The 25718-nt window shown below is 72.6% G+C and carries 20 protein-coding genes; 11 read left to right on the top strand and 9 right to left on the bottom strand.

All coding sequences use genetic code 11. The features are described 5' to 3' along the window. Positions 1-66: 66 nt before the first annotated feature. Positions 67-1287: an MFS transporter gene (locus AC0QU1_RS25400; protein WP_483573421.1), complete on the bottom strand. Its 1221-nt coding sequence runs from the start codon at positions 1285-1287 to the stop codon at positions 67-69. A 64-nt stretch (positions 1288-1351) separates the two neighbouring features. On the opposite strand from AC0QU1_RS25400, the gene AC0QU1_RS25395 reads away from it, so the two are divergent. Continuing rightward, complete coding sequence (locus AC0QU1_RS25395; RefSeq protein WP_483573420.1) at positions 1352-1660, top strand: GNAT family N-acetyltransferase; 309 nt, start codon at positions 1352-1354, stop codon at positions 1658-1660. A 208-nt stretch (positions 1661-1868) separates the two neighbouring features. Next, positions 1869-3569, top strand: a complete 1701-nt coding sequence (locus AC0QU1_RS25390; protein WP_483573419.1) for a glycoside hydrolase family 10-like protein — start codon at positions 1869-1871, stop codon at positions 3567-3569. A gap of 103 nt (positions 3570-3672) precedes the next feature. Here AC0QU1_RS25390 and AC0QU1_RS25385 read toward each other — a convergent pair whose 3' ends face one another. Then, a complete protein-coding gene (locus AC0QU1_RS25385) occupies positions 3673-3993 on the bottom strand; it encodes a rhodanese-like domain-containing protein (protein ID WP_483573418.1) in 321 nt (106 codons plus the stop codon). A gap of 136 nt (positions 3994-4129) precedes the next feature. Here AC0QU1_RS25385 and pgm point away from each other — a divergent pair, with 136 nt between their 5' ends. Further along, a complete protein-coding gene (gene pgm, locus AC0QU1_RS25380) occupies positions 4130-5815 on the top strand; it encodes a phosphoglucomutase (alpha-D-glucose-1,6-bisphosphate-dependent) (protein WP_483573417.1) in 1686 nt (561 codons plus the stop codon). Between the two features lie 61 nt (positions 5816-5876). Here pgm and AC0QU1_RS25375 read toward each other — a convergent pair whose 3' ends face one another. Then, positions 5877-6572 carry a TetR/AcrR family transcriptional regulator gene (locus AC0QU1_RS25375; RefSeq protein WP_483573416.1) on the bottom strand — a complete coding sequence of 232 codons (696 nt, stop codon included), beginning with the start codon at positions 6570-6572 and terminating at the stop codon, positions 5877-5879. Between the two features lie 141 nt (positions 6573-6713). Here AC0QU1_RS25375 and AC0QU1_RS25370 point away from each other — a divergent pair, with 141 nt between their 5' ends. Both AC0QU1_RS25370 and AC0QU1_RS25365 read left to right on the top strand, forming a co-directional pair. Then, complete coding sequence (locus AC0QU1_RS25370) at positions 6714-9554, top strand: MMPL family transporter (RefSeq protein WP_483573415.1); 2841 nt, start codon at positions 6714-6716, stop codon at positions 9552-9554. Next, on the top strand, positions 9551-11857 hold the full coding sequence (locus AC0QU1_RS25365) for a YhgE/Pip domain-containing protein (RefSeq protein WP_483573414.1): 2307 nt from the start codon (positions 9551-9553) through the stop codon (positions 11855-11857). Before AC0QU1_RS25370 ends, AC0QU1_RS25365 begins: the two co-directional genes overlap by 4 nt. A 244-nt stretch (positions 11858-12101) precedes the next feature. Here AC0QU1_RS25365 and AC0QU1_RS25360 read toward each other — a convergent pair whose 3' ends face one another. The 3 genes from AC0QU1_RS25360 to purB all read right to left on the bottom strand — a co-directional run bounded on the left by AC0QU1_RS25360 (position 12102) and on the right by purB (position 15702). Beyond that, a complete protein-coding gene (locus AC0QU1_RS25360) occupies positions 12102-12467 on the bottom strand; it encodes a hypothetical protein (RefSeq protein ID WP_483573413.1) in 366 nt (121 codons plus the stop codon). A gap of 89 nt (positions 12468-12556) precedes the next feature. Next, positions 12557-13948, bottom strand: a complete 1392-nt coding sequence (locus AC0QU1_RS25355) for an acetamidase/formamidase family protein (RefSeq protein WP_483573412.1) — start codon at positions 13946-13948, stop codon at positions 12557-12559. A gap of 257 nt (positions 13949-14205) precedes the next feature. Further along, the gene (gene purB, locus AC0QU1_RS25350) at positions 14206-15702 is read right to left on the bottom strand and encodes an adenylosuccinate lyase (RefSeq protein WP_483573411.1); all 1497 of its coding nucleotides are present in this window, start codon (positions 15700-15702) and stop codon (positions 14206-14208) included. Positions 15703-16174: 472 nt separating this feature from the next. On the opposite strand from purB, the gene AC0QU1_RS25345 reads away from it, so the two are divergent. Together AC0QU1_RS25345 and AC0QU1_RS25340 are read left to right on the top strand one after the other, a co-directional pair. Next, the gene (locus AC0QU1_RS25345) at positions 16175-16429 is read left to right on the top strand and encodes a hypothetical protein (protein ID WP_483573410.1); all 255 of its coding nucleotides are present in this window, start codon (positions 16175-16177) and stop codon (positions 16427-16429) included. 5 nt (positions 16430-16434) lie between these two features. Continuing rightward, a complete protein-coding gene (locus AC0QU1_RS25340) occupies positions 16435-18243 on the top strand; it encodes a hypothetical protein (RefSeq protein ID WP_483573409.1) in 1809 nt (602 codons plus the stop codon). Between the two features lie 39 nt (positions 18244-18282). Here AC0QU1_RS25340 and AC0QU1_RS25335 read toward each other — a convergent pair whose 3' ends face one another. Further along, the gene (locus tag AC0QU1_RS25335) at positions 18283-18690 is read right to left on the bottom strand and encodes a phage holin family protein (RefSeq protein ID WP_483573408.1); all 408 of its coding nucleotides are present in this window, start codon (positions 18688-18690) and stop codon (positions 18283-18285) included. 14 nt (positions 18691-18704) lie between these two features. Here AC0QU1_RS25335 and hisC point away from each other — a divergent pair, with 14 nt between their 5' ends. Next, positions 18705-19793, top strand: coding sequence for a histidinol-phosphate transaminase (hisC, locus tag AC0QU1_RS25330; RefSeq protein WP_483573407.1), 1089 nt, complete (start codon positions 18705-18707; stop codon positions 19791-19793). Positions 19794-19875: 82 nt separating this feature from the next. Here hisC and AC0QU1_RS25325 read toward each other — a convergent pair whose 3' ends face one another. Then, positions 19876-21051, bottom strand: a complete 1176-nt coding sequence (locus tag AC0QU1_RS25325; protein WP_483573406.1) for an acetylxylan esterase — start codon at positions 21049-21051, stop codon at positions 19876-19878. 303 nt (positions 21052-21354) lie between these two features. On the opposite strand from AC0QU1_RS25325, the gene pdhA reads away from it, so the two are divergent. From pdhA to AC0QU1_RS25310, 3 genes are read left to right on the top strand one after another with little or no spacing between them, the layout of a single operon-like run. Then, positions 21355-22521, top strand: a complete 1167-nt coding sequence (gene pdhA / locus AC0QU1_RS25320; RefSeq protein ID WP_483573405.1) for a pyruvate dehydrogenase (acetyl-transferring) E1 component subunit alpha — start codon at positions 21355-21357, stop codon at positions 22519-22521. 5 nt (positions 22522-22526) lie between these two features. Further along, the gene (locus tag AC0QU1_RS25315; protein ID WP_483573404.1) at positions 22527-23555 is read left to right on the top strand and encodes an alpha-ketoacid dehydrogenase subunit beta; all 1029 of its coding nucleotides are present in this window, start codon (positions 22527-22529) and stop codon (positions 23553-23555) included. Between the two features lie 18 nt (positions 23556-23573). After that, the gene (locus AC0QU1_RS25310; protein ID WP_483573403.1) at positions 23574-25103 is read left to right on the top strand and encodes a dihydrolipoamide acetyltransferase family protein; all 1530 of its coding nucleotides are present in this window, start codon (positions 23574-23576) and stop codon (positions 25101-25103) included. A gap of 213 nt (positions 25104-25316) precedes the next feature. On the opposite strand, the gene AC0QU1_RS25305 is transcribed toward AC0QU1_RS25310, so the two are convergent. Then, positions 25317-25598, bottom strand: a complete 282-nt coding sequence (locus tag AC0QU1_RS25305) for a WhiB family transcriptional regulator (RefSeq protein WP_483573402.1) — start codon at positions 25596-25598, stop codon at positions 25317-25319. Positions 25599-25718 lie beyond the last annotated feature (120 nt).

The following is a 25718-nucleotide window of genomic DNA, read 5'->3' as shown; positions in this document are numbered from 1 at the left end:
GGTCCGGCCGGGCCCGGGTCCGTCCAACCGGTCCCGGTCCGTCCGTCCGTTCCGGTCCGTCCCGGCTCAGCCGGCAGCGGACTGCCGGCTGAGCGTGCGGCTCGCGGCCAGCGTCAGCACAGCGGCGAACCAGGCCGCGCCGACGGCGACGAGGAAGCCCGCCTCGGCCCCAGCGGCGTCCACCCGTGCCCCCGCGACCCAGGCGCCGAGGGAGGCCCCGATGCCTATCGACGTGCCCACCCACGTCAGGGCCTCGGTGAGCTGATGCTTGCTGACCATGTCCTGCACCAGGCCGGTGCCGGTGATGACGGTGGGCGCGATCGCGAGCCCGGCCACGAACATCACGGCCGCGAGCACCCACAGCGAGTGCGCCAGGAGGAACAGGGACGCGCCCAGGCCGAGCGCCACCATCCCGATCACGAAGCGGCGCGCCGCCGAGCTCGTGAAGTGCCGGGCGCCGTAGGCCAGGCCCGCGACCATCGAGCCGAGCGCGAAGACCGCGAGCACCACGCCGGACATGCCCTTGTTGCCCAGCTCCTCGGCGAACGCGACGGTCGTGACCTCCGTGGAGCCGAAGATCATGCCCATCGCCACGAACACCAGCACCATCACGGGCATGCCGGGGGTCAGGACGACGGGCCGGCTCCGCGCGCCGGCGTCCGGCACCACGACGGGCGGCTCGGTGGCGCGCTGCACCACGAACAGGAGGCCGCCCACCACGGTCGCCAGCCCGGCGAGCACCAGGGCCGACGGCGGCGCGACGGCCGTCGCGAGCGTCGTGGCGAGCACCGGCCCGACGATGTAGACGAGCTCGTCGATCGAGGACTCCAGCGAGTACGCGGTGTGCAGGCGGTCGGGGTCGCCGAGCGCATGGTTCCAGCGCGCGCGGACCATGGAGCCGTACGAGCCCTGGCTCCCGCCGGCGATCGCCGCGAACGGCCACAGCACCCACTCGGGGGCGCCGAGCACGGCGGCCGTGATGAGGCCGCCCAGCCCGACCGCGGACACGGCGAGCGCGGGCAGCAGCACCGTCCGCTGGCCGCGCCGGTCCACCCAGCGGGCGATCTGCGGGGCGAGGAACGCCTGCGCGAGCCCCAGCACCGCAGCGACCCGGCCCGCCATGGCGTAGCTGTCGTACAGGCCCTGGACCATGAGCACGGCGCCGATCCCGACCATCGACATCGGGAGCCGGGCCAGCGCGCCGGCGGCGGAGAACCGGAGCGCGCCGGGCGTTCGGAGCACCGCCGCGTAGGGGTTGGAGCGGGGTGAAGCGGCGGTCTGGGGCACGGACCGAGTGTCGCACCAACCACTGACACTGGTCCCGCTGTTTCCGGTGAGCCACGATGGGCCCATGACAGACGAACCCCAGGTGGCAGTGACCGACAACCCCGAGGAGTCCCGCTTCGAGCTGACCGTCGACGGCACGCTGGCCGGCATCGCCGCCTACCAGACGGATCCGGGCGTCGTGATCTTCGTACACACCGAGGTGTTCGAGGAGTACGAGGGCCGCGGCCTGGCCGGGCAGCTCGCGAGGTCGGCGCTGGGCATGGTGCGCGAGGCGGGCGACAAGATCGTGCCGCTGTGCCCCTACATCCGCGGCTACGTGCGCAAGCATGCGCCCGAGTACGACGACCTGCTGCTGCGACCCCTGGCTGACTGACGCCGTCTGTGAAAGTAATCTTCACATTCGCGATCACACTGCAAACTTCACATCCGAAGCGACATGTGCGAGAGTTTCCCCACGGCGTCGCCCGGCGGCATTGTTCGTCACCTCAGTGCCTCCGGATCGACGCCGGCCAACGTAGCAAAACCAGAACACAGAGCACCACGGCACCAACCCCCAGCAGCCGTCACCGGAGGTCAGGCACGTGAGGCAACCCGCCCGCCACGAGGCGACACCGAAGCCCGCCTATGCGCGCACGGAGTCGCTGCCACCGGCAAAGCTCTCGGGGCTGCTGTCGGGGATCGGCCGCCGGGAGTTCCTCACGATGGCGACGGCGGGCACCGCGGCGGCGGCGATCAGCGTCACGATCGCGGCCCTCGACCCGGCCACCGCGCTGGGTGCGCCGGCCATGACGGGGAACGCCACGCCGGAGCCGTCGTCGGCCACGAACCTCAAGCGCGAGCTGCGCGCCATGTGGATCGCCTCGGTGGTCAACATCGACTGGCCCTCTGCCAGCGGCCTCGACGCGGCCACCCAGCAGGCCGAGTTCCTGCACTGGCTGGACGTGGCGGAGGAGAACCGGCTGAACGCCGTGTTCGTGCAGGTGCGGCCCACCGCTGACGCGTTCTACGAGAGCCCGTACGAGCCGTGGTCGCAGTACCTGACGGGCACGCAGGGGCAGCACCCGGGCTACGACCCCCTCGCGTTCATGGTCGCAGAGGCGCACAAGCGCAACATCGAGCTGCACGCCTGGTTCAACCCGTACCGCGTGTCGATGCAGACCGACCCGGCGCAGCTCGTCGCCGCCCACCCCGCGCGGCAGCACCCGGACTGGGTGTGGGCGTACGGGGGCAGGCTCTACTTCGACCCGGGCATCCCCGAGGCGCAGGAGCACATCCAGCGGGCGATCCTGCACGCGGTCGAGAACTACGACATCGACGGCGTGCACTTCGACGACTACTTCTACCCGTACCCGGTCGCCGGCCAGGTGCTGCCGGACGCGGGGACGTACGAGCGGTACGGCGCGGGCTTCGACACGATCGAGGACTGGCGGCGCGGGAACGTGGACCGGTTCGTCGAGACGATGAGCCGCCGCATCAAGGAGACCAAGCCCTGGGTGAAGTTCGGGATCAGCCCGTTCGGTATCTGGCGCAACTCCACCACCGACCCGCTGGGCTCGGACACGGGCGGCTCGGAGTCCTACGACGACCAGTTCGCCGACACCCGCAAATGGGTGCTCGAAGGCTGGCTCGACTACGTCAACCCGCAGATCTACTGGCAGATCGGGCTCGCGATCGCCGACTACGCGGCACTGGTGCCGTGGTGGGCGGAGGTCGCAGCGCAGTCGGGCACGCAGCTCTACATCGGCGAGGCCCTGTACAAGGTGACGAGCGGGGTCTTCACCGACCCCGACGAGCTCACCAACCACCTCGACCTGTGCCGCGAGGTCAGCCGCGACGTCGGCCCGATCCACGGCAACGTCTACTACTCGGCGGTGCACGTGCCCGCCGACCCGCAGGGCGCGATGTCGAAGATCGTCGAGGACCACTACCAGTACCCCGCCCTGGTGCCGCCGATGCCGCACCTGCCGGCGGAACCGGTGGTCACCCCGGTCCTCGCCAAGGCACGCAGGGTGCCCGGCGGCGTCCGGATCCACGTGGCCGACGTCGGCGCGCGGGACGGCCGGGCGACGTCGTTCGCGGTGTACCGCGTGGCCGGCGCCGCGCACGCCGTCGACACGGACGACCCGGCGAACCTCGTGGGAACGTTCCGCTCGGCGGGCGGACGGGTGCAGTCCTGGCTCGACGAGTCGGCCGAGCCCGGCACCGACTACACCTACGTCGTCACCGCGCTGGACCGGGTCTGGAACGAGACCGCCCCGAGCCAGCCGCGCGTCACCGAGTAGACGCTGGGCACGCGGCACCGGCGCCGGGCACGCGGCACCGAGTAGGCGCCCGCCGTCCGGCACGGAGTAGGTGCCGGACGGCGGGCGCGGCGCGGTAGGTGCGTCAGTTCTCGACGGCGAGCCCCGCCTGCGCCCAGGCGACGATGCCGCCGTCGAGGTTGGTCGCCTCCAGTCCCGCCGCCTCGTTGAGCCACTGCGTCGCCCGCGCCGAGCGGACGCCGCTGTGGCACATGACGAGGATCCGCGAGTCGGCGTCGAGCTCGCCGAACCGCGCGGGCAGCTCGCCCAGCGGGATGTGCACCGCGCCGGGGGCGTGGCCGCCGTCCCACTCGTCCTGCTCGCGCACGTCGAGCAGCGTGGTCCCGTCCGGGACCGGGGTGGCGGGGTCGAGCTCGCTGGGGTGGACCGATGGGACGTCTGGCATCGCCGGGAACATGCCGTCAGCCTACGACGGCGGCCTACGACGGCGGCGGCGCGACGGCGCCGGACCGAGCGTGGGCGACACCCGACCCGAGCGTGGACGGCGACGGACCCGCCCGGTACCTGGCAGTATCGGCTGCATGGATGCGCGTGCCGGAACCCCTGCCCAGCCCAGCGACCTGATCGACGTCGACCGGGTGGTCGGCGCCTACTACGACCTGTCCCCGGACCCGGACGACCCCGCCCAGCAGGTGGTGTTCGGCACGTCCGGCCACCGGGGGGCGAGCCTGGACCACGCCTTCAACGAGGCGCACATCGCCGCGATCACCGCCGCCATCGTGGAGTACCGGCGCGAGCAGGGCACGGACGGCCCGCTGTTCATCGGCCGCGATACGCACGCGCTGTCCCTCCCGGCCTGGCAGACGGCGCTGGAGGTGCTCGCGGCGGCCGACGTGGACGTGATGGTCGACGCGCGCGACTCATGGACGCCGACGCCCGCGGTCAGCCAGTCGATCCTGCTGCACAACCAGACGCGGTTCGCCGAGGGGACACCGGGTCTCGGGGCGCCGGGATCCGGACTGGCTGACGGGATAGTGGTGACGCCGTCGCACAACCCGCCGCGCGACGGTGGCTTCAAGTACAACCCGCCGCACGGCGGCCCCGCGGACTCCTCCGCGACCGGGTGGATAGCTGACCGGGCCAACGAGATCCTGCGCACCGGAGTGGGGCAGGTGAAGCGCGTGCAGCTCGACGAGGCGCTCGCCGCCGAGACCACGCACCGGCACGACTTCCTGTCGACCTACGTGGACGACCTGGCGAACGTGCTCGACCTGGAGGCCATCCGCGCCTCGGGGGTGCGGATCGGCGCCGACCCGCTGGGCGGGGCGTCGGTCGAGTACTGGGGCGCGATCGCCGAGCGGTACGACCTCGACCTGACGGTGGTGAACCCGCGCGTCGACCCGCGCTGGGCGTTCATGACGCTCGACTGGGACGGCAAGATCCGCATGGACTGCAGCTCGCCGTACGCGATGGCGTCGCTGGTGCAGCGGATGACGGGCGCGGGCGGCGCGGCGCCGTTCGACGTCGCGACCGGCAACGACGCCGACTCGGACCGGCACGGGATCGTCACCTCCGACGGCCTGATGAACCCCAACCACTTCCTCGCCGTGGCCGTCGAGTACCTCTACGGCGGCGCGCGCCCGGGCTGGCGCGCCGACGCCGCGGTCGGCAAGACGCTGGTGTCCTCCGCGCTCATCGACCGGGTCGCCGAGGGTCTGGGCCGCCGCCTCGTGGAGGTGCCCGTCGGCTTCAAGTGGTTCGTCCCGGGCCTGCTCGCGGGCGAGGTCGGGTTCGGCGGCGAGGAGTCGGCCGGCGCGTCGTTCCTGCGCAAGGACGGCCGCGTCTGGTCCACCGACAAGGACGGGCTCCTGCTCGCACTGCTCGCCTCCGAGATCCTCGCGACCACCGGCAGGTCCCCGTCGGAGCACCACGCGGCCCAGGTCGAGCGGCACGGCCAGAGCTGGTACGCCCGCGTCGACGCCCCCGCCACCCGGGAGCAGAAGGCCCGGCTCGGCGCGCTGGCGCCGTCCGACGTCACGTCCACCACGCTCGCCGGCCAGGAGATCACGGCCAAGCTGACCGAGGCGCCCGGCAACGGGGCCAAGATCGGCGGCCTCAAGGTCACGACGGCGGACGCGTGGTTCGCCGCGCGGCCGAGCGGTACCGAGGACGTGTACAAGATCTACGCGGAGTCGTTCGTCTCCGCCGAGCACCTGACCGAGGTGCAGGACGCCGCGAGGGCGCTGGTCGGCGAGGCGCTGGGCTGACCCCGGCCGCGGCACGCGGCGTCACTCCGCGCCGGGACCGCGAACCGCGGTCCCGGCGCGCTCACTCGGCCGGTGCCACCAGCACGTTGGCGAGCTCCGTCAGGACGGCGGTGCGAGCGACGACGTCGCTGTCCTCCGCCGTGGGGTTCGCGATCATCGACGCGCGCATGGCCGACTCGTAGGTGCTGAGCAGCAGGTCGACGGCCGTGTCGTGGTCGATGGTGAACCGTAGGTCGAGGTGCGTCAGGATCCGCTCGATCGCGGCACCGCACTCCTTGCGGAGCGCCTTCTCCTGGGCGAGGAACGGTCGGCCGACGGCCGGGTCGCGCATGGCGAGCAGCTCGAGCTCCGCGCGCATGAGGGCCCAGGTCCTGGCCTGCCCTGGATCGGTGACCACCACCGAGAGGATCGCGCGGACGGCGCCGTGGTCCACGGAGCCGTCGCGGAGGACGTCGAGCCGCAGATCCTTGACGACGGACTCCAGCGCGGCGAGCTGCCGGCGCTGCGCCCGCTCGGCGAGCGCGAGGAACAGCTCCTCCTTGCTGCTGAAGTTCGAGTAGAAGGCTCCGCGGGTGAAGCCGGCCGCCTCGCAGACGGCCTCGATCGAGGCGCCGTGGATGCCGTGCTGTGCGAAGACGGTGAAGGCGGCGTCGAGCAGGCGCTCGCGGGTGCGCTCGCGGCGCGGGGAGAGGGCCGCTGCGAACGCGCGCTCGACAGGCGACCCGGACCCGGCATCGGCGACGGGTTCAGTGGTCACGGAAACTCCTCGGACTGCCTCGGACGGAAGGAACCCAGTCTACGTCCCCGCATACATCTTTGTATCGGATGCATCGCTGTATCGGATACAGTGGTGCATCGAACGACCTCTCATCCGTACCTGCCTCGTCCAGGAGTGTGCGTGTCCTCCGTTCTCTACTCGCTCGGCCGCTGGGCCGTCCGCGCCCGAAGGCTCGTCGTAGCCCTCTGGGTCGTGGTGCTCGTCCTCGTGGGCGGTGCGGCCGGCCTGCTGCAGCAAGGTCTCGACAACCAGGTGTCCATCCCGGGCACCGAGTCCCAGGAGGCGCTCGACCGCCTGGCGGCGACGTTCCCTCAGGTCAGCGGCGCTTCGGCGCAGGTGATAGTGGTCGCGCCGGAGGGTGAGTCCGTCAAGGACGAACCCATGCGCTCGGCCATCACCGACGGCGTCGAGGCGATCGGCGACATCTCGCAGGTCGCGGCCGTCACCTCGCCGTTCGACAAGCAGATGCCCGCGTCCGTGTCCGACGACGAGCGCGCGACGCTCCTGACGATCCAGCTCGACGGCGACCAGGGCTCGATCACCGACGAGACGAAGGACGCGCTGGGGGTCGAGACCGAGGAGCTCGCGCAGGCCCTGCCCGACGGCGCCGAGGCGCACCTGGGCGGCCAGCTCTTCTCCTCGAAGTTCCCCGAGATGACACTCACCGAGGGCGTCGGCCTGCTGGTCGCGCTCGTGGTCCTTGTCGTGACCCTCGGCTCGCTCGTGGCCGCGGGCCTGCCGCTGCTCAACGCCCTGCTGGGCGTCGGCGCGTCGATGGGTCTGCTGTTCGCCGCCACGGCGTTCGGCCCGGTCAACTCGACGACGCCGATGCTCGCGGTGATGCTCGGCCTGGCCGTCGGCATCGACTACGCCTTGTTCATCGTGTCCCGGCACCGGGAACAGCTCGGCATGGGGCTCCCCGTGCACGAGTCGATAGCGCGGGCGACGGCGACGGCGGGCTCCGCCGTCGTGTTCGCCGGCCTCACGGTGATGATCGCGCTGGTCGGACTGGGTGTGGCGGGCATACCGTTCCTCACCATCATGGGCGTCGCCGCCGCCGTGACCGTCGGAGTCACCGTGCTCGTGTCGCTCACGCTGCTGCCGGCGCTGCTCGGGTTCGCGGGCGAGCGGCTGCGGCCCAAGCCGTCGCGGCGGGCCCGCCGTGCGGCGGCCGAGGCCGCCGCGCACACCGACGCCGCTGCCGCGGGCGACGACGTCGAGGCGACCCGCCCGCGTTCCGCCGCCGCGGCGCTGCCCGAGCGGAAGCCGAACCGGTTCTTCACCGGGTGGGTGCGGGCCGTGACCAAGGTCCCTGCACTGACCGTCGTGCTGGTCGTCGCCGGCATGGGCGCGCTGAGCTACCCCGCCCTGGACCTGCGCCTCGCTCTCCCGGACGCGGGTGTGATGGCGAAGGAGGACCCCGCGCGCGTCACGTACGACCTGGTCTCTGAGCACTTCGGCGATGGCTTCAACGGCCCGCTGATCGTGACCGGGTCCATCGTGACCAGCACCGACCCGGTGGCGCTCATGAACCAGCTCGGGGACGAGATCGCGGACCTGCCCGGGGTGGCCGACGTGCCGCTCGCGACGCCGAACGAGTCGGCGGACACCGGGATCATCCAGGTGATCCCGGAGGGCGGCCCGACGTCGGCCCAGACGGAGGACCTGGTGCGCGAGATCCGCGCGCAGCACGACCACTTCCTCGACGAGTACGGCGTCGACCTCTCCGTCACCGGCTTCACCGCCGTCGGCATCGACGTGTCGGACAAGCTCGGTGACGCGCTGCTGCCGTTCGCCTTCGTCGTCGTCGGCCTGTCGCTGGTGCTGCTGACCATGGTGTTCCGCTCGATAGCCGTGCCGATCAAGGCGACGGTGGGCTACCTGTTCTCGGTGGGCGCCGCGTTCGGCGTGGTCTCGCTCGTGTTCGAGCACGGCGTGTTCGCCGAGGCGCTCAACGTGACCCGCACCGGGCCGGTCATCAGCTTCATGCCGATCGTGCTCATGGGCATCCTGTTCGGCCTCGCGATGGACTACGAGGTGTTCCTCGTGTCCCGCATGCGCGAGGACTACGTGCACGGCGGCAGCGCCAGGCATGCGATCATCACGGGCTTCCAGGGGTCGGCGAAGGTCGTCACCGCCGCGGCGATCATCATGATCGCGGTGTTCGTGGCGTTCGTGCCGCACGGCGACATGAACCTCAAGCCGATCGCGCTGGGGCTCGCCGTCGGCGTGGCCGTGGACGCCTTCGTGGTGCGCATGGTGTTCGTCCCCGCGGTGCTCGCGCTGCTGGGCGAGCGGGCCTGGTACATGCCGAAGTGGCTCGACAGGGTGCTGCCGTCGTTCGACGTCGAGGGCGAGGGTCTGGCCCGCGAGCTGTCGCTCACGGACTGGCCCGAGCCGGGCGCCACCGACGCGGTGGCGGTGGGCGGCCTGGAGGTGCGCGGCCGGTCCGGCGTGGTCGTCGGCCCGGTGAGCGTCCGGGTGCCCGACGGCGGCGCGCTGCTGGTCCGCGGCGACGCCACGGCGCCGGTCAGCGCCTTCCTGCTGGCCGTGGCGGGCCGGATCAAGGTGTCGGGTGGTGTGGCGAAGACCGCGGGCCTGGTGCTGCCCGAGCGTGCGTCGTCCGTGCGGCACAAGGTCGCGGTCGTCGACTCGGCGGCCGAGGGCGGGCATCCCGCCGAGGCGGTTCGGCGGGCGCTGCGGGACAGACCGACCGTGCTGGTCGTCGACGCCACCGAGACGGTGGGCGACCTCACGGCACGGGCGGAGCTGGCGCAGGCCGTCGGCGGCGCGCAGGCCGCAGGCGTCGCTGTGCTGCTCGGCTCGACGGGCTACGCCGCGACCGACCTGGCGCCGCCCGGCACCCCGGTGCTGGACGTGAGCGCCGGCGCGCGCGACGGGTCGGCGAGCACGGAACGTGATCAGCAAGCAGGCGCGATCGAGCAGGAGGTACGGGCATGACGACCGCGACGAGGTGGCTGCGGCCCGAGCCCATCCGCAACCCGTGGCGCGCCGTGGCCGTGGCGCTCCTGCCCCTGCTGATCCTGGGGCTGCTCATCTCCGCCCTGTGGAACCCGCAGGAGCGGCTCGACACCGTCAAGGCGGCGATCGTGAACCTCGACGAGCCGGTCACCGTCGACGGGCAGCTGGTGCCGCTCGGCCGCCAGCTCGCCGCGGGCCTCGTGAGCGGCGGCGAGACGGCGGACGCCGAAGCGGGTCAAGCCGCGGCGGTCCCCGCCTCGGACGCGAGCTACGACTGGGAGATCAGTGACGAGGCGAGTGCTGCCGACGGCCTCGCCGACGGCACCTACGCCGCCGTCGTGACCATCCCGGAGGACTTCTCGGCGGCCGCCACGTCGTTCGGTGGCGAGGACCCGGCGGAGGCGCGGCAGGCGACGATCGACGTGGCGACGCCGGCCAACGGCCGGGTGCTGGACGAAGCCCTCGCCCAGATCGTGGCTCAGACCGCCACGGGCGTGCTCGGCAGCACGCTCACCGAGACCTACGTGGACAACGTCCTGGTCGGCTTCTCGACGCTGTCGGAGGAGCTGGGCAAGGCCGCCGACGGCGCCGACCAGCTCGCCGACGGGGCGAACGAGGCGGGCAAGGGTGCCAAGGAGCTGGCCAGCGGTGCGCGGCAGACCTCGGACGGTGTGGCTGGGCTTGGTGACGGCGTGTCCGGGCTGGCCGGCGGTGCTGGCGAGTGGGCTTCGGGTGCGGACCAATGGGCTGCGGGTGCGGACGAGGTGTCGTCAGGCGTAGCCGGCCTGGCTTCCGGAGCTTCGGGCCTTGCTGACGGCGCGAGCCAGGTTGCTGCTGGTGTGGGCCAGAGCGCCCACGGTGCTACAGGCCTTGCCGAGGGCGCGGGAGAACTCAGCAGCGGCGCCACTGCGCTGGCCGGTGGCGCGACAAGGCTGGCCGAGGGCGCAGGTACCCTCGCGACGGGCACACGGGGAGCCGCGGACGGCGTTGGTCAGCTGGCGGTGGGTGCGGAAGGCGTCTCGACGGGGGTCGACGGCCTGATGGAACAGGTGGAGACCATTTGCGCGGGACCACGTGCTGCTGTTGTCCCGGAGTTGTGCTTGCCACTGAACGAGTACCGGAAGATCCCTGCAGGTGCGGATGCGGTCGAGCAAGGTCTCGGCGCGCTGTCGGACAGGAACAGCGAGAAGAGCCTGTACGCGCTCGCCGCTGGAGCAGCCAAGACGTCGAGCGGCGTGAACAAGCTTGCCGGGGGTATCAGCGGGATCGCCGACGGCACGCAGGAGCTGGCGGACGGTAACAAGCAGTTGGCTGCCGGGCTTGGCCAGCTTGAGGATGGGGCCACGCAGGTCGCTTCGGGCGCGTCGGGCGTGGCGGACGGCTCCGCACAACTCGCGACAGGTGTGTCCGGACTTGCCTCAGGCGCACGCGAGCTCTCCGGCGGAGCCGGTGGTATCGCCTCCGGTGCCACGGAGCTCGCCGACGGCGTCGGTCAGTTGGAGACGGGCACCTCCCAGCTCGCGACCGGCGTCGACGGCCTGGCTGACGGCGTCGGCGAGCTGGCCGGCGGCGCGAAGGACCTGTCCAACGGGCTGGGGCAGGCCACCGAGGAGATCCCCACCTACACGGAGCGGGAGCGCAAGTCGCTGGCCTCCGTGGTGGCCGACCCGGTCGCCACGGACGGCGAGGTCACCGAGCTCGACACCGGTGCGACCGGCCCGATGTTCGCGGTCCTGGCGCTCTGGCTCGGCGCGCTCGCGGTGATGATCGTGTTCCCGCCGGTGCCGCTGCACGCGCGCGGGTCGACCCGCGGCGCGCTGCGGCTCGTGCTCGGGACGTTCGCCGTCCCCGCAGCGATCGGCGTGGTCACGGGGCTCGCGACAGGCGCGGTCCTGGCCGGTATCGAAGGCCTCGACGCCGGCGGGTGGGCGGCCACGATGGGCTTCGGGGCGCTGGCCTCGGTCGCCTTCGTCGCGGTCAACCAGGCGCTCGCCGCTGCGCTCGGCCACGTCGGCAGAGGGCTGAGTCTGCTGGTGGCGGTGCTAGTCATCGCAACGGGTGTGGTGTCGACGGTGCCTGGCGTGCTCGAAGGGCTGGCTGCGTTCCTGCCGGTCGGCCCAGGACTCGACGGCCTTGCGGGACTTGTTGAGCCCGGCGTCGGCGGCGTCGGCATGGCGACCGCCGCGACCGTCCTGTGGGGCATCGCGGGCCTGGCCGTCACGACGATCGTGGTGGCACGCCAGCGCACGGTCCGCGTCGCGGAGCTCCTGCGCACGGCCTGACCAGGTCAGTACCTCTGGGTCCGCGGACGAGATCGGTCCGTTGCCCTGAGATCGGTCGGTTAATGGACCGATCTCAGGGCAACCGACCGAAGTCAACGAGTTCGGTCGGTCGTCTGACCGAACTCACGCGGCCAAGCCAGGCCGGGTCGGGTCGGTGAGGCCAGCTAGGTCAGGTCAACTAGGCCAGACCAGGAAGGTCAGGTCAAGAAGGCCAGGCCAGTCAGTCAGGCCACGTCGGACCACATCAAGCCCGGCGCAACCGTCCCGCTGTGTCCGGCCACGGGACGTGCACGGGCTCCAGCGGGACGAGTGCCTTCGTCAGGAACGCGTCCCGCAGCACGATGCCGTCGGGGGAGAGCTCGGAGATCGTGAGCTCGGGACCCTCACCGTCGAGCAGCCAGTGCTCCGCGAGCTCCCGCAGGCCGCGGTCGAGCACCAGCTCCTCGGCCGAGTGGTAGTCGCCCGCATCACCGACCGCGTGGCCGAGGCGGTTGCGCGGGATCACGTCGGCGTAGTCGGCGGTCACGGGTTCAAGGTAGCCAACGGTCTCGCCGTCCTCCCGCGTGACGGCGAGCCAGGTGTCCACAGGGGCGATCTCCGGCGTCGTCATGACTTGACCCTAAGGTCGGCCCTCGCCGAGGCGCCCGCGTTTTCCCAGCGGACGCCTCGGCCCGCTGACGGCGGGCCAAGCCACCCAGGTCAGCCCAGGTCCGACTTCCGGATCAGCCCATGCACGCCCACCGTCCGGTCGACCACCTGCGAGATCGCGAAGTCGGCCGCCGCCGACAGGTAGGCGTAGGCGACCGCCCGGTCCAGGCCGTGGTCGTGCTCCAGGAAGTCCAGCGCGTTGACGACGGCGCGGCGCATCGCGACGTCGAGGTCGCTGAGCTGCCCGCCCACCGAGCCGTCCGGGTCGGACAGCCCGATCGGGATCCACGCGTCCGGCGTCTCCGCGAACGGGTACGAGTAAGCGACCGACGGCGCGTCGCCCGAGCCGGGCTTGCAGACGGTCAGCCGGAACGTTCCCCGCAGCGAACCCTCCATGGCGGTGAGCGCCACCTCGCCGTCGCCCATCGCCATGTGCGGGTCGCCGACGTAGAAGAGCGCGCCCTCGGCGCTGACCGGCAGGTAGAAGGTGGAGCCGGCGCCCAGGTGGCTGATGTCGATGTTGCCGCCGCCGAGCGTGGGCGGGATCGAGTTGGCCTCCGGGGCGGTGAGGTTCGTCGTCTCGGCGAACGCGACGCCCATCATCCCGAAGAACGACCGCAGCGGGAACCGGACCCGGCCCGCACCGGAGCCCATCACGGCGTGGTCGCCCCACACCTTCGCAAACACCGACACGTTGCCGTACTCGGTAGGAATCCCCGAGTCCCGGCCGTCCGTGCCGACCGGCGGCATGACCTCGCCGAGCGTGATGCCGGCGGGCGCACCCGAGGCCGTCGCCGCCAGCGCGCCCTTGCCGTGCCGGGACGAGACCACGCCGTACGGCACGCGCGGCGTGACTTCCAGCGTCTCGATCTTCAGGACGTCGCCGGGTTCGGCGCCCTCCACGAACACCGGACCCGTCACGACGTGTGGTCCGTCCACGTCGAAGGTTCGCGGCGTGCGGGAGTACCCGCCGGCGATCGCGACGGCGTCGTCGAGCACCTCGCGACGTCGCACACCGTGCTGGGCGAAGTACGCGACCGGGTCGCGGCCCTGGTCCTCGAGGATGCCCTCGTGGGAGACGGAGTCGATGGTGACCGTCTGCCCGGAGCGCACCCGCGCCGCGGCGTCGGCGTGCACGGACGGGACGTAGCCCCACAGGACGTCGTCGACCTCCGAGCCCAGGTAGACCTCGCCCGGGATGCGCCCGCGGCCGGGCTGCAGGACGCCGGAGAACCTCCCCGCGCCTCCGGCGCTTCCACCGCCGACCGTGGCACCGCCGACCGCCGTCGTACCGGCCGCTGCCCATGCCGGAACCGCGGACCCGGTCGCCAGCGCTGATCCCGCGCCGACGCCGAGCGCCGCCTGGAGGAATCGTCGTCGGCCGAGTGCTGAGACTAGGGTTTCCGCTGCCGTACGTCCGGTCCGGTGTTCGGGAAGAGTCACGTTCACGCTCCTTCGTACCCGCGCGGCCGGGCGCCGCACCGTCCCGACGGTAGGAACCGGAGATTTCACCTGTGTGAGCCGGCCGTTACGGCACGCGGACGGCGGGGCGTGAAACGACCATGCACCTCCTGCCACGCCAGGGCGGAGACTGGCAGCAGGTGCATGGTCGATCTCGTGCGACGGAGGCCGACGTCGGCCGGGGCGACCGCGGGCCGGCGACGTCAGTCGAAGTAAGTCACGACGTCCGCGCCTGCGGCTCAGGCGAGGTAGTCCCGCACGAGCCGCTCGGCCAGCCCCGTGTACGTGGCGGGGGTCAGGGCGGCGAGGCGCGCGGCGACGTCGTCCGGCAGGCCCAGGCCCGCCACGAACTCGCGCATGCGCGCGCCGTCCACCCGCTGGCCGCGCGTGAGGTCCTTGAGGCGCTCGTACGGGTTCTCCATGCCGGGCACGCCCGCGACGGACGCCGCGCGCATCGCGGACTGGACGGGCTCGCCCAGCACCTCCCAGTTGGCGTCGAGGTCCTCGCGCAGCAGCGTCTCGTTGACGGCGAGCCGGTCCAGGCCGCGGGACACGTTGTCGATCGCGAGCAGGCTGTGCCCGAACGCCGGGCCGATGTTGCGCTGCGTGGTGGAGTCGGTGAGGTCACGCTGCAGGCGGCTGGTGACGAGCGTCGCCGAGAGCGTGTCCAGCAGCGAGCACGAGACCTCGAGGTTGGCCTCGGCGTTCTCGAACCGGATGGGGTTCACCTTGTGCGGCATCGTGGACGAGCCCGTGGCACCCGCGACCGGGATCTGCGTGAAGAAGCCGAGCGAGATGTAGGTCCACACGTCGGTGGCGAGGTTGTGCAGGATCCGGTTGAACCGGGCGACGTCGGCGTAGACCTCCGCCTGCCAGTCGTGCGACTCGATCTGCGTGGTCAGCGGGTTCCAGTCCAGGCCAAGGCCCTCGACGAACGCCTTCGACACGGCGGGCCAGTCAGCGCCGGGGACGGCTACGGTGTGCGCGCCGTAGGTGCCAGTGGCCCCGTTCAGCTTGCCCAGGAACTCCGCGCCCTCGACACGGCGGAGCTGACGCCGCAGGCGGTGCGCCAGGACGGCGAGCTCCTTGCCCAGGGTCGACGGCGTGGCGGGCTGGCCGTGCGTCCGCGACAGCAGCGGGACGGCTGCGTGCTCGCGTGCCATACCGGCGAGCTGGTCGGCAAGGGCCGTCGCCGCGGGGAGCCACACCTCGCGGACGGCGCCGCGCACCATCAGCGCGTAGGACAGGTTGTTGATGTCCTCGCTGGTGCAGGCGAAGTGCACCAGCTCGCTGGCAGCGGGGAGACCGGTCTCGCCGAGCGCCTCGGGCGCCGCCGCGATGCGCCGCTTGATGAAGTACTCGACGGCCTTGACGTCGTGCACCGTCTCGCGCTCGATCTCCGCCAGCTCGGCGATCTCGTCCGCGCCGAACGTCGCGGGGATCGCCCGGAGGTAGTCGATCTCCGGCTGCGTGAGCGTGGGCGCCCCCGGCACCACGGGAGCCTCGATGCCGGGCGCGCCGTTGCACAGCGTGATGAGCCACTCCACCTCGACGTGGATGCGCTCGCGGTTCAGCGCGGCCTCGCTCAGGTGGTCCACGAGCGGGGCGACAGCCTTGCGATACCGGCCGTCCAGCGGTCCGAGCGCGATGGCCGGGCTCACCTCGGCGAGGGCGACACGAGCAGTGGTGCCCGCGGGGCGGGCGGGTGGAGCGGTGGTCTCAGGCACGTGCCCCATTCTCCCATGCGGGCACTGCCCGAGATTCGTCGCGGCCGCGCGCAGCCCCTCGTGACGGCGTGCCGCGGCAACGAGCCGGACCACAGGCGACCTTTTCGACGCTTTGTGCACAGGCGGCGTCCCCGGGCCGACGACGACGGCGGGTGCGCCCATAACGTCGTCGTGGGAGGTCGCCCTGGGGCGGCTGGACGAGATGTGGCCGGACCGGCATCGCCGAGCCGTACGACCGAAGGGACGCTGGTGCTGTCGGCCGGAGAGGACGCTGGCGCGGCCGGCCGGTTGACCGAAAGGACATCGGTACGCCGGCCGGTGTGGTCGAACGGATGCCGGCGCGGCCAGCCGGTGTGACCGAGTGCCGGACCGGTGTCGCTTGCCGGTGTGGCCGAAGGGACGCCGGTACAGCCGACCGGTGGCACCGGAAGAACGCCGATACGGCCGGTCGGTGTGACCGAATGGACGATGGAGGAAGCCTATGAACGATGCGTGCCTGCCGCCCGCACGGGGCGCCGACGATCCGACGGCGGCGCTCGCGGCCGCGCTGGAGCTGGTGACCCGGGCTGCCGACCAGCTCCGTTCGGCCGTGGACGTGGAGTGGGACTCACCCGCTGCCCGGCTGTACCAGGCGGAGGTCAGGGAGGCGGTGGTCGCCGTCGTGCGGGACCTGTCGTCGCTGGAGGAGGCGATGAGGCGGGCAGCCGAGTACCTCGCGGCGGGCGGGTTCGGATGACGTGGATGACGCCGGAAGACCCGGCGCCGCTCTCGGTCACGCCGTCGGACGGTCCCCGCACGCCGGCGGACACCGTCACGGTCTTCGGGGGCGCGGGCACCTCCGCCGTCGAGTCGGACTCGGTGCGCCGCGCGGCCGCCCGCATGGCCGACGCCGCCCAGGACCTGCGCTCGGCCGCGGCGTTGTGCGCCGGGGTGAGTGGGGGTGTCGTTCTTCCGGGGGCGGCCTGGCGGTCTGATGGCGGGCTCGGCCGGGTCGCTGCGGCGCTCGGGTCGGCGGGGCCTGGGCCGGCCGGGTGCGGAGCGGCTGGATCTGGAACGGATGGGCTCGCGTCGGGCATGCCCGGGTTCGCTGGGTCTGGGTCGGCTTGGTTTGGATCGGCTGCGCTCGCGTCAGCGGGCCTTGGGTCGGTGGGGTTTGGGTCAGCGGGTCTTGGGACGGCGGAGGTTGAATCGGCTGGGCTCGGATCAACTGGGCCCGGATCAGCCGGGCCCGAACCGGCCGCGTGGGCACCGGCTGCGCTCGGACCCGCCGCCCTGGCGCTGGAGGCCGCAGCAGGGGACGCGGCGCGGGGCCTCGGCGTCCGCGCCGACCTGTGCGACCTGCTGGGCTGGCGCCTGCTGCGGGCGGCCGGCCTCTACGAGGAGGCGGAGTCGACGGCGGAGCGGACGATCGGTGCGCTGGTCACCGCGGGGACCTTCGGGACAGGGGTGGCGTTCGGCAGTCTGGGCTGGGCGGGTCTTCTCGGGTTCGGCGCCGCCGCGGGTGCGGAGGTAACCGGGCGCGTGGCCGGCGGACTACTCAGCGGCGGCGCAACCTGGGCACTCACCGGGCTGGCCGCGGCCTCCGCCACCCGGGGCCTGGCGCCGCTCACGGACGAGGCGTTCGCCGGGCTGGGGAGCGGCCTCGGGCTGACGCGGCCCGCGCCGGGCGGCGGCCCCCCGGGCGTCGCCGGGGGAGCGGGTGTACTCGCGCACGCGGCGCGCGAGGTCCCGGTGGTGGGGAACGACGACGGCGGGTTCCGGGTCACGCGGGTCGGCCCGGACGACTTCGCGGGCGGCACGGTGCCCGCGTGGTCCGGCACCGCCGCGTGGTCCGTGCAGGAGGCGCTGGCTCGGATCGACGACCTCTACCCGGGAAAGGGCGGCGCGCCGGAGGCGACGGTCGCCGTCCAGAAGGTGACGGGGCCCGACGGTGCGGTGTCGTGGACGGTGCTGGTCCCCGGCACCCAGTCGGCGCTGCCCGCCGATCATCCCTGGGACGGCCGGACCGACCTCGAGCTGGTCGCGGGCCAGGCCGACGGCGCGACGGCGGCGATCGAGCGCGCGCTCGTGGAGTCCGGCGTCGGCCCGGACGAGCCCGTGACCCTCGTCGGGCACAGCCTGGGCGGGATCGCGGTCGCCGCCCTGGCGTCGCGGGCGGACTTCGCGGAGCGGTACCGGGTGGGCGGGCTGGTCACCGCCGGCTCACCGACGGGCCTGCTGGCCACGCCGCCCGGTGTCCCGGTGCTGCACCTGGAGACCTCGGAGGAGTTGGTCTCCCACGCCGACGGACGCTCCGCGGCGGAGAACCCGCGCACCCGCGACCGCGTGACGGTGGTCCGGACGCTGCGGGACTCGACCTACGCGGGCGACCGCGCGGCGTCGGGCAACGTGTCGCTGGCGCACTCGATCACCACCCATGTCCGCACGCTGGACCTCGCCGTGGGGTCGGGCGATCCGCGGGTGATCGAGGTGGCCGACCGGATCGGGGCGCGGCTGGACGGAAAGGTGGTGAGCACTGTCTTCTACCGGGCCGAGCGGGTCGACTCGTGACCCTGGGGCGGACCGGACCGCCCGGCCGCAGGAGAGACCTCAGTCCGAGATCCGCTTGGGCAGCAGCGCCAGCAGGATGGTCTGCACCACCGAGATCACGAGCGCGGCCAGCACGTACCACCAGAACCCGCCGTTCACCTCGAGGCCCCAGTTGGGGGTGTCGGAGAACCAGGACTGGTTGGTGATCAACGTGGTGATCCACAGCATGAGGGTGTTGACCAGCAACGAGATGAGGCCGAGCGTGAGGATGTAGAGGGGGAGCGAGATGAGCTGGACGATGGGCTTGATGACCATGTGGACCAGGCCGTAGACCACAGCCACCACCACGAGGGCGAGGATCGTGCCCAGGGCGGTGCCGTCGCTCACGACATCCATGTGGGAGCCGAGGATCAGGGCAGACAACCCGATCGCGAGTGCGGTGATGAGGATGCGCGCCACGAGCTTCATCTGGCCATCGTGGCATGCTGACCCCCGTGGAAGAAGCATCAGTACCGCTCCGCCCCGCCGTGTCGGCACTGCCCGCCTACGTCCCGGGTGCCCGTGTGGCTGCCGGCGCGCAGGCCTGGAAGCTGTCGTCGAACGAGAACCCGTACGCGCCGCTGCCCTCCGTGCTCGACGCGATAGCGCGGGCCGCGACAGAGGTGAACCGGTACCCGGACATGTACGCGGGCGAGCTCGTCGAGACGCTCGCCGCGCGCTCGGGGGTGGCGCCCGAGAACGTCGTCGTCGGCAACGGCTCGGTGGCGGTGCTGGCGCACGTGCTGCAGACGGTCGTCGAGCACGGGGACGAGGTCGTGTTCCCCTGGCGGTCCTTCGAGGCGTACCCGATCGCGGTGGCGGTGGCCGGCGGCACGGCGGTGACGGTGCCGGTCCAGGACACGGGCCGGCTCGACCTGCCCGCGATGGCAGCGGCCGTCACCCCCGCCACCCGGGCGGTGCTGGTCTGCACGCCGAACAACCCGACCGGCCCCGCCGTGCACGCCGACGAGCTCGAGACGTTCCTCGCGGCGGTGCCGAAGAACGTGCTCGTCGTGGTGGACGAGGCCTACCTGGAGTTCGTCCGGGAACCCCTGGTGCCCGACGGCATCGACCTGCTGCGGCGGCACGCGAACGTGGTGCTGCTGCGCACCCTGTCGAAGGCGTACGGGCTGGCCGGGCTGCGGGTCGGCTACGCGGTCGCCGAGCCGCGCCTGGCCGCGGGCATCCGCGCGGTGTCGACGCCGTTCGGCGTGTCGCACGTGGCGCAGGTCGCTGCGCTGGCGTCCCTGGCGCCGGAGGTGCAGGGCGAGCTCATGGCACGGGTGGACGCGCTGGTCGGGGAGCGCACGCGCGTCGCCGACGCCCTGCGCGACCAGGGCTGGCAGCTCCCGGAGACGCAGGCGAACTTCGTCTGGTTCGGCCTGGGCGAGGCGACGACGGAGCGTGCCGCCGAGGCGAAGGCGGCCGGCGTGCTGGTGCGCCCGTTCGCCGGCGACGGCATCCGCGTGAGCATCGGGGAGCCGGAAGCGAACGACGCGCTCCTCCGGGTCGCATCAACCTGGCGCCCCTGACCCGCTGGCCAGGGAGCTAGTGGACCAGCCGGATCCCGAGTGGTCGGCAAAATGTCAGGTAGTCGGCACCCCGGACTACCGACTACGTGACATTCTGCCGACCAGCCGGCGGCCCACCCGCGCCCGCCAGGCAGCGCGCAATATGCGCCCGGGTCGCTGCGGCGGCCCGGGCGTTGTCGTCCTCCTTGCCCGGGTACTCCGCGTGCCCGGCCGGCAGCTCCCACAGCTCCAGCGCGGCACCCGGGGCAGCTCCGCTCCCAGTGGCAGCTCCGTCCCCAGCCGGAACCCCGGACCGCGCCCCGCCGTCAGCCGCGAGGCCGCCCTCAGCCGGGCCTCCGCCCTCAGCCGCGGCTTCGTCCCCAGCCGCAGCCCGGGCCCCAGCCGAAGCCCCCGCCAAGGAACCCCCCACCGCATTCGCCACCGCGAACTGCCCCGGCGGCGGCACCGCCGTGTCCCACAGCGCGCACTCGCAGCGCACGGGCACGCGCAGATACCCGGCCGCCGTCGACGTGTCGAAGTACCGCAGCACGTCCCGGGCCTCCGGGTGCGCGGCCACGTACCGCCGCACGGCCTCCCCGCTGCCGGTGCACTCCAGGCCCAGCCGCACGTCGTACTGGCCGAAGCTCGGCACCACGAAGGTCGCGCCGACGAACCGCCGGTCCCACGGCACGGCCAGCGCCCCGATCCCGCCGAAGCTCTCGCCCACGTAGTAAAGGGGCAGGTCGCCGGCGACCTCGACCAGGGCGTCGGCCGCATGCCACAGGTCGATGGCGCAGCGGCCGAGCGAGTAGGTCTCCACCGAGCCGATGCCGTGCACCACGTGCTCCGCGGCCGTGTCCGGTGCGCCGACCCCGACGTTGAGCGCCCGGAGCCCGCGCGCCACGGGGAAGACGACGGCGGCGTCGTCGGGCACGCGGTCGAAGGTCGGCTCGTCCCGACCGCCGTACCCGTGGCTGCGCACGACGCCGACCCGGGCCACGCCGTCGGACGGCAGGGCGAGCCAGCCGCGCAGCCGCAGCCCGCCGGCGCCGGTGTGCTCCACCTCGTAGAGGTCGTGCGCGCCCTGGCGGCCGAGCGACGTCAGGCGGGGCTCCGGGCGGACGGCCCGGGAGGCGGCGAACCAGCCCTGCCACAGCTCGGCGAAGCCGGCGGGCGCCGGGACGGGCGCGACGGCGCGCAGGGCGTCCCGGTCGTACCCGTAGGTGCCGTCGATCGGCGCGTCGGGGAACCAGCGGTCGTACGGCTCTGGAAGGGGCACCGGGCCAGTATCGGCTCAGGTCGGGCCGAGACGCGGGCGCCGCGCGGGACGTGCTCGGGGCGGGTCGCCGAGACTCGGTCGCGTGCCTTGGTGGATTCCGACAAACGGCCCGTCGAGAGATTGGGCGACATCGCGGCAGACCTACCTACGGAGCCGTAGCCTACGCTTGCGTAGGCTACGAGAGCGTAGGTTGCGGATCGGCCAATTTCCGGCTGGACCCGTGCCAAGATGGAAAGGTCCCCGGAACGGGCCGGGCGTCTCCGCATCTGCGGGCGCTCGCGTCCGCAGGTGAAGGAGGAGAGCGTGACTACGACCAACGGCTCCAACGAGGCGATCCCGACGTTGCAGCTACTCGATCCCCGAGGGAACCGCGTCACCACGCGCGGCGCCAAGGGGTATCGCGACCGCGCCGCAACCCTGACCGCGGAAGACCTCCGCGGCATGTACCGCGACATGGTCCTGACTCGCCGCTTCGACGAAGAGGCGACGTCGCTCCAGCGGCAGGGCGAGCTCGCCCTGTACGCGCCAGCTCGTGGCCAGGAGGCCGCGCAGGTCGGCAGTGCCTACGCGCTCCGGCCGCAGGACTTCGTCTTCCCGTCGTACCGGGAGCACGGAGTCCTGCAGGTCCGGGGCCTCGACCCTGTCGACCGGCTGCGGTTCTTCCGCGGTTCCGACCACGGTGGGTGGGACCCGAACAAGTACAACGCGAGCGTCTACACCGTGGTCATCGGGGCGCACGCGCTGCACGCCGCCGGCTACGCGATGGGCGTCCAGCGGGACGGCACCCCGCTCGACAAGCATGACGGCACGGCCGTGATCACCTACTTCGGCGACGGCGCCACCTCGCAGGGCGACGTGAACGAGGCCATGGTGTTCGCGGCGGTGAACAACGCGCCCGTCGTGTTCTTCCTGCAGAACAACCAGTGGGCCATCTCGGAGCCCACCACGAAGCAGACGCGGAGCCCGCTCTACCGGCGCGGCGAGGCGTTCGGCCTGCCCAGCCTGCGGGTTGACGGCAACGACGTGCTCGCCGTGTACGCGGCGACGCAGGAGGCCCTCGAGCGGGCCCGGATGGGTGAGGGCCCGAGCTTCATCGAGGCGTTCACCTACCGCATGGGCGCGCACACGACGTCGGACGACCCGACCAGGTACCGCACCTCCGAGCAGGAGGAGGAGTGGCGCGGTCGCGACCCGATCGACCGCCTGGCCGCCTACCTGCGCGCGGAGGGTGAGCTCGACGAGGACTTCGAGGCACAGGTCAAGGAGGCCGAGGCAGAGCTCGGCGCCCACCTGCGCACCGGCGTCAGGGCGCTCGACGGCGGCCCCGCCGTCTCGACGTTCGACGACGTCTACGCCACCCCGCACGGCGTCGTCGCCGCCGAGCGGGCCTGGTACGAGGCATACGAGGCCGGCGACCCGCCGGCCGAGCAGTACGCGATCGCGGACACGGCCCAGGGAGGCGCACGATGACAACCATGGCGGAACGTACGCACACCACGTCCGGCGCCGCCGAGGCGGCGGGCACCAAGACCCTGACGCTCGGCAAGGCGGTCAACGAAGGCCTGCGTGCCGCGATGCGGCGGGACGACAAGGTCATGGTCATGGGCGAGGACATCGGCCCGCTCGGCGGCGTCTTCCGGGTGACCGACGGCCTGCAGGCCGAGTTCGGCGAGCAGCGGGTGGTGGACACGCCGCTGGCGGAGTCCGGCATCGTCGGCACGGCGATCGGCCTGGCCATCCGCGGCTACCGCCCGGTCTGCGAGATCCAGTTCGACGGGTTCGTCTTCCCGGCGTTCAACCAGATCACCACCCAGCTCGCGAAGATGCACAACCGCACGCGGGGCGCGCTGTCCGTGCCCGTCGTGATCCGCATCCCGTACGGCGGCGGCATCGGCGCGGTGGAGCACCACAGCGAGAGCCCCGAGGCGCTGTTCGCGCACACCGCCGGCCTGCGCGTGGTCTCGCCGAGCAGCCCGCAGGACGCGTACACGATGATCCAGGAGGCCATCGCGTGCCCTGACCCCGTGGTGTTCTTCGAGCCGAAGGGCCGCTACTGGGCCAAGGGTCCGGTCAACCTGGACGCGCCCGTCGGGTCGGCCACGCTCAACGCGGCCCAGGTGGTCCGGACGGGCACCGACGTCACGCTGGTCGCGTACGGGCCCTCCGTGGAGACCGCGCTCAAGACGGCCGACGCGCTCGCGGCGGAGGGGCGTTCCGCCGAGGTGCTCGACCTGCGCGCCGTCTCGCCGCTCGACACCGCCGCCGTGGTGGCCAGCGTCCGCAAGACCGGGCGCTGCGTGGTGATCCACGAGGCGCCCGTGTTCTTCGGCTCCGGCGCCGAGATCGCGGCCCGGGTCACCGAGGAGTGCTTCTACGCCCTGGAGGCGCCGGTGCTCCGCGTGGGCGGCTTCCACACGCCGTATCCGGTGGCCAAGCACGAGCACGAGTACCTGCCCAGCGTGGACCGGGTGCTCGACGCCGTCGACCGTGCCTTCGCGCACTGACCCAGGAGTGAGCCGAGAGTGAGTTCGATCAACCAGAGGTTCCCGCTCCCCGACGTCGGTGAGGGCCTCACCGAGGCCGAGATCGTCGAGTGGCGGGTCGCCGTCGGCGACACCGTCGAGGTGAACCAGACGATCGTCGAGATCGAGACGGCGAAGTCGCTCGTCGACCTGCCGTCGCCCTGGACAGGGACCGTGTCGGCGCTCCTCGTCGAGTCGGGCACCACCGTCGACGTCGGCACGCCGATCATCGAGATCGCGGTGTCCGAGCCCGGTGGTGCGGGCGCGGCCCCGGCCGGCGCGAACGGGACCGCCTCCCAGGCCGCTCCGGCCGCCGCCCCCGCCGCCGAGCGGGCCCAGGACGAGGGTTCCGGGTCGGTGCTCGTCGGCTACGGCACGGCGGAGGCCAAGGCGACCGGCCGGCGCCGGCGGTACCAGGCGGCGGCGTCCGCCCCGGCCGCCGCAGCGCCCGCAGCGGTCGCCACCGTGGCTCCTCCGGCCCCGGCGCCCACTCCATCGGCCCCGGTCGCCGCCCCGCCGGCTCCCACGGCCGCAGCGGCACCGGCGGTGGCGCCCGCGCGTCCGGCTCCCGCAGCGCCGGCCCCGGTGGCTCCGGCGTCGGACAGCGGGACGACGACGGCGACGCGGGCGCGCGTGCTGGCGAAGCCGCCGGTGCGCAAGCTGGCCAAGGACCTGGGGGTGGACCTGGCGGGAGTGCAGGCGTCGGGCCCCGGCGGCATCGTGACGCGCGAGGACGTGGTCTCCCACGCCGAGCGCTCGTCGGTGCAGAAGCTGGCGACCTACCCGGACGACGAGCCGTGGCTCGCCTCCGGCGTGGTCTCACCGGACGGGCGCCAGACGCGCGTCCCGGTGAAGTCGGTGCGCAAGCGCACCGCCGAGGCCATGGTGGCCAGCGCGTTCACCGCCCCGCACGTGACCGTGTTCCACACCGTCGACGTCACCAAGACGATGCGGCTGGTGGCCAAGCTCAAGGAGGACCGCGACTTCGCGGACGTCCGGGTGACGCCGCTGCTCGTCGTGGCGAAGGCGATGCTGCTCGCGGTGAAGCGGCACCCGCAGATCAACGCGTCGTGGGACGACGCGGCCCAGGAGATCGTCTACAAGCACTACGTGAACCTGGGGATCGCCGCGGCGACCCCCCGCGGCCTCGTGGTGCCGAACATCAAGGACGCGCACACGCTCGACCTGCTCGGCATCGCCAAGGCCATCACGGGGCTGACGGCGACCGCGCGGGCCGGGCGCACCTCGGTCGCCGACATGTCCGACGGCACCATCACCATCACCAACCTGGGCGTCTTCGGCATCGACACGGGCACGCCCATCCTCAACCCGGGGGAGTCGGGGATCCTCGCCTTCGGCGCGATCCGCAAGCAGCCCTGGGTGCACAACGGCAAGGTGAAGCCGCGGTGGGTCACGACGCTCGGCTTCAGCTTCGACCACCGGCTGGCCGACGGCGAGCTGGGCGCGCGGTTCCTGTCCGACGTCGCGCGGGTGCTCGAGGAGCCGGCGCACGGCCTCGTCTGGAGCTGATCCGGCAGCCCCCACACGCAGGGCCCCGCACATGTCAGACCCCCAGGTCACCTGAGTGACCTGGGGGTCTGACACGTATGCCGCCGGGGTGGTGCGCCCGTTCCGGATCGGTCTGGGAGATCCGCGGTGCGGAACGGACGCACCGTCCCGGCGGCTCACGGCGACTGGACTCGGGCGCCGTGCCTCGGGAAACGGCTGATGGTCAGGTGGCCGTCACGCGACGCGCATGCCTCCGATCGACCGCGGGCGGCCGCGGCGACGCTTGCGGCTCCGCACGGTGCCGTCCACGACGATCTCTCCGCCCCAGACGCCCCATGGCTCGCGGCGGGCGAGGGCGCCCGCGAGGCACTGCACCTTGAGCGGGCACGCGGCGCAGGCGCGCTTCGCCTCTTCGAGGTCCGCAGGATGCTCCGCGAACCAGAGCTCGGGCTGTTCCGAGCACGGCACGGAGTCGTCGGTCTCGGTGATGATGTTCGCGAGGTCCACACTGGTCACAACGCTGAAGAGGGCTAAAGGGTTGGGTTTGGTGCATAATCCGGCCGAACTTTTCCTGAACATCTGTGGAAGGCCTCGTCCGGGGCGGCTCGCGGCGTGGTCAACCGGACACCCGCGACG

The organism is Promicromonospora noduliphila, assembly GCF_056951025.1.
Note: the sequence above shows the minus strand (reverse complement) of the source record. Positions and strands in the feature narration are given on the sequence as shown.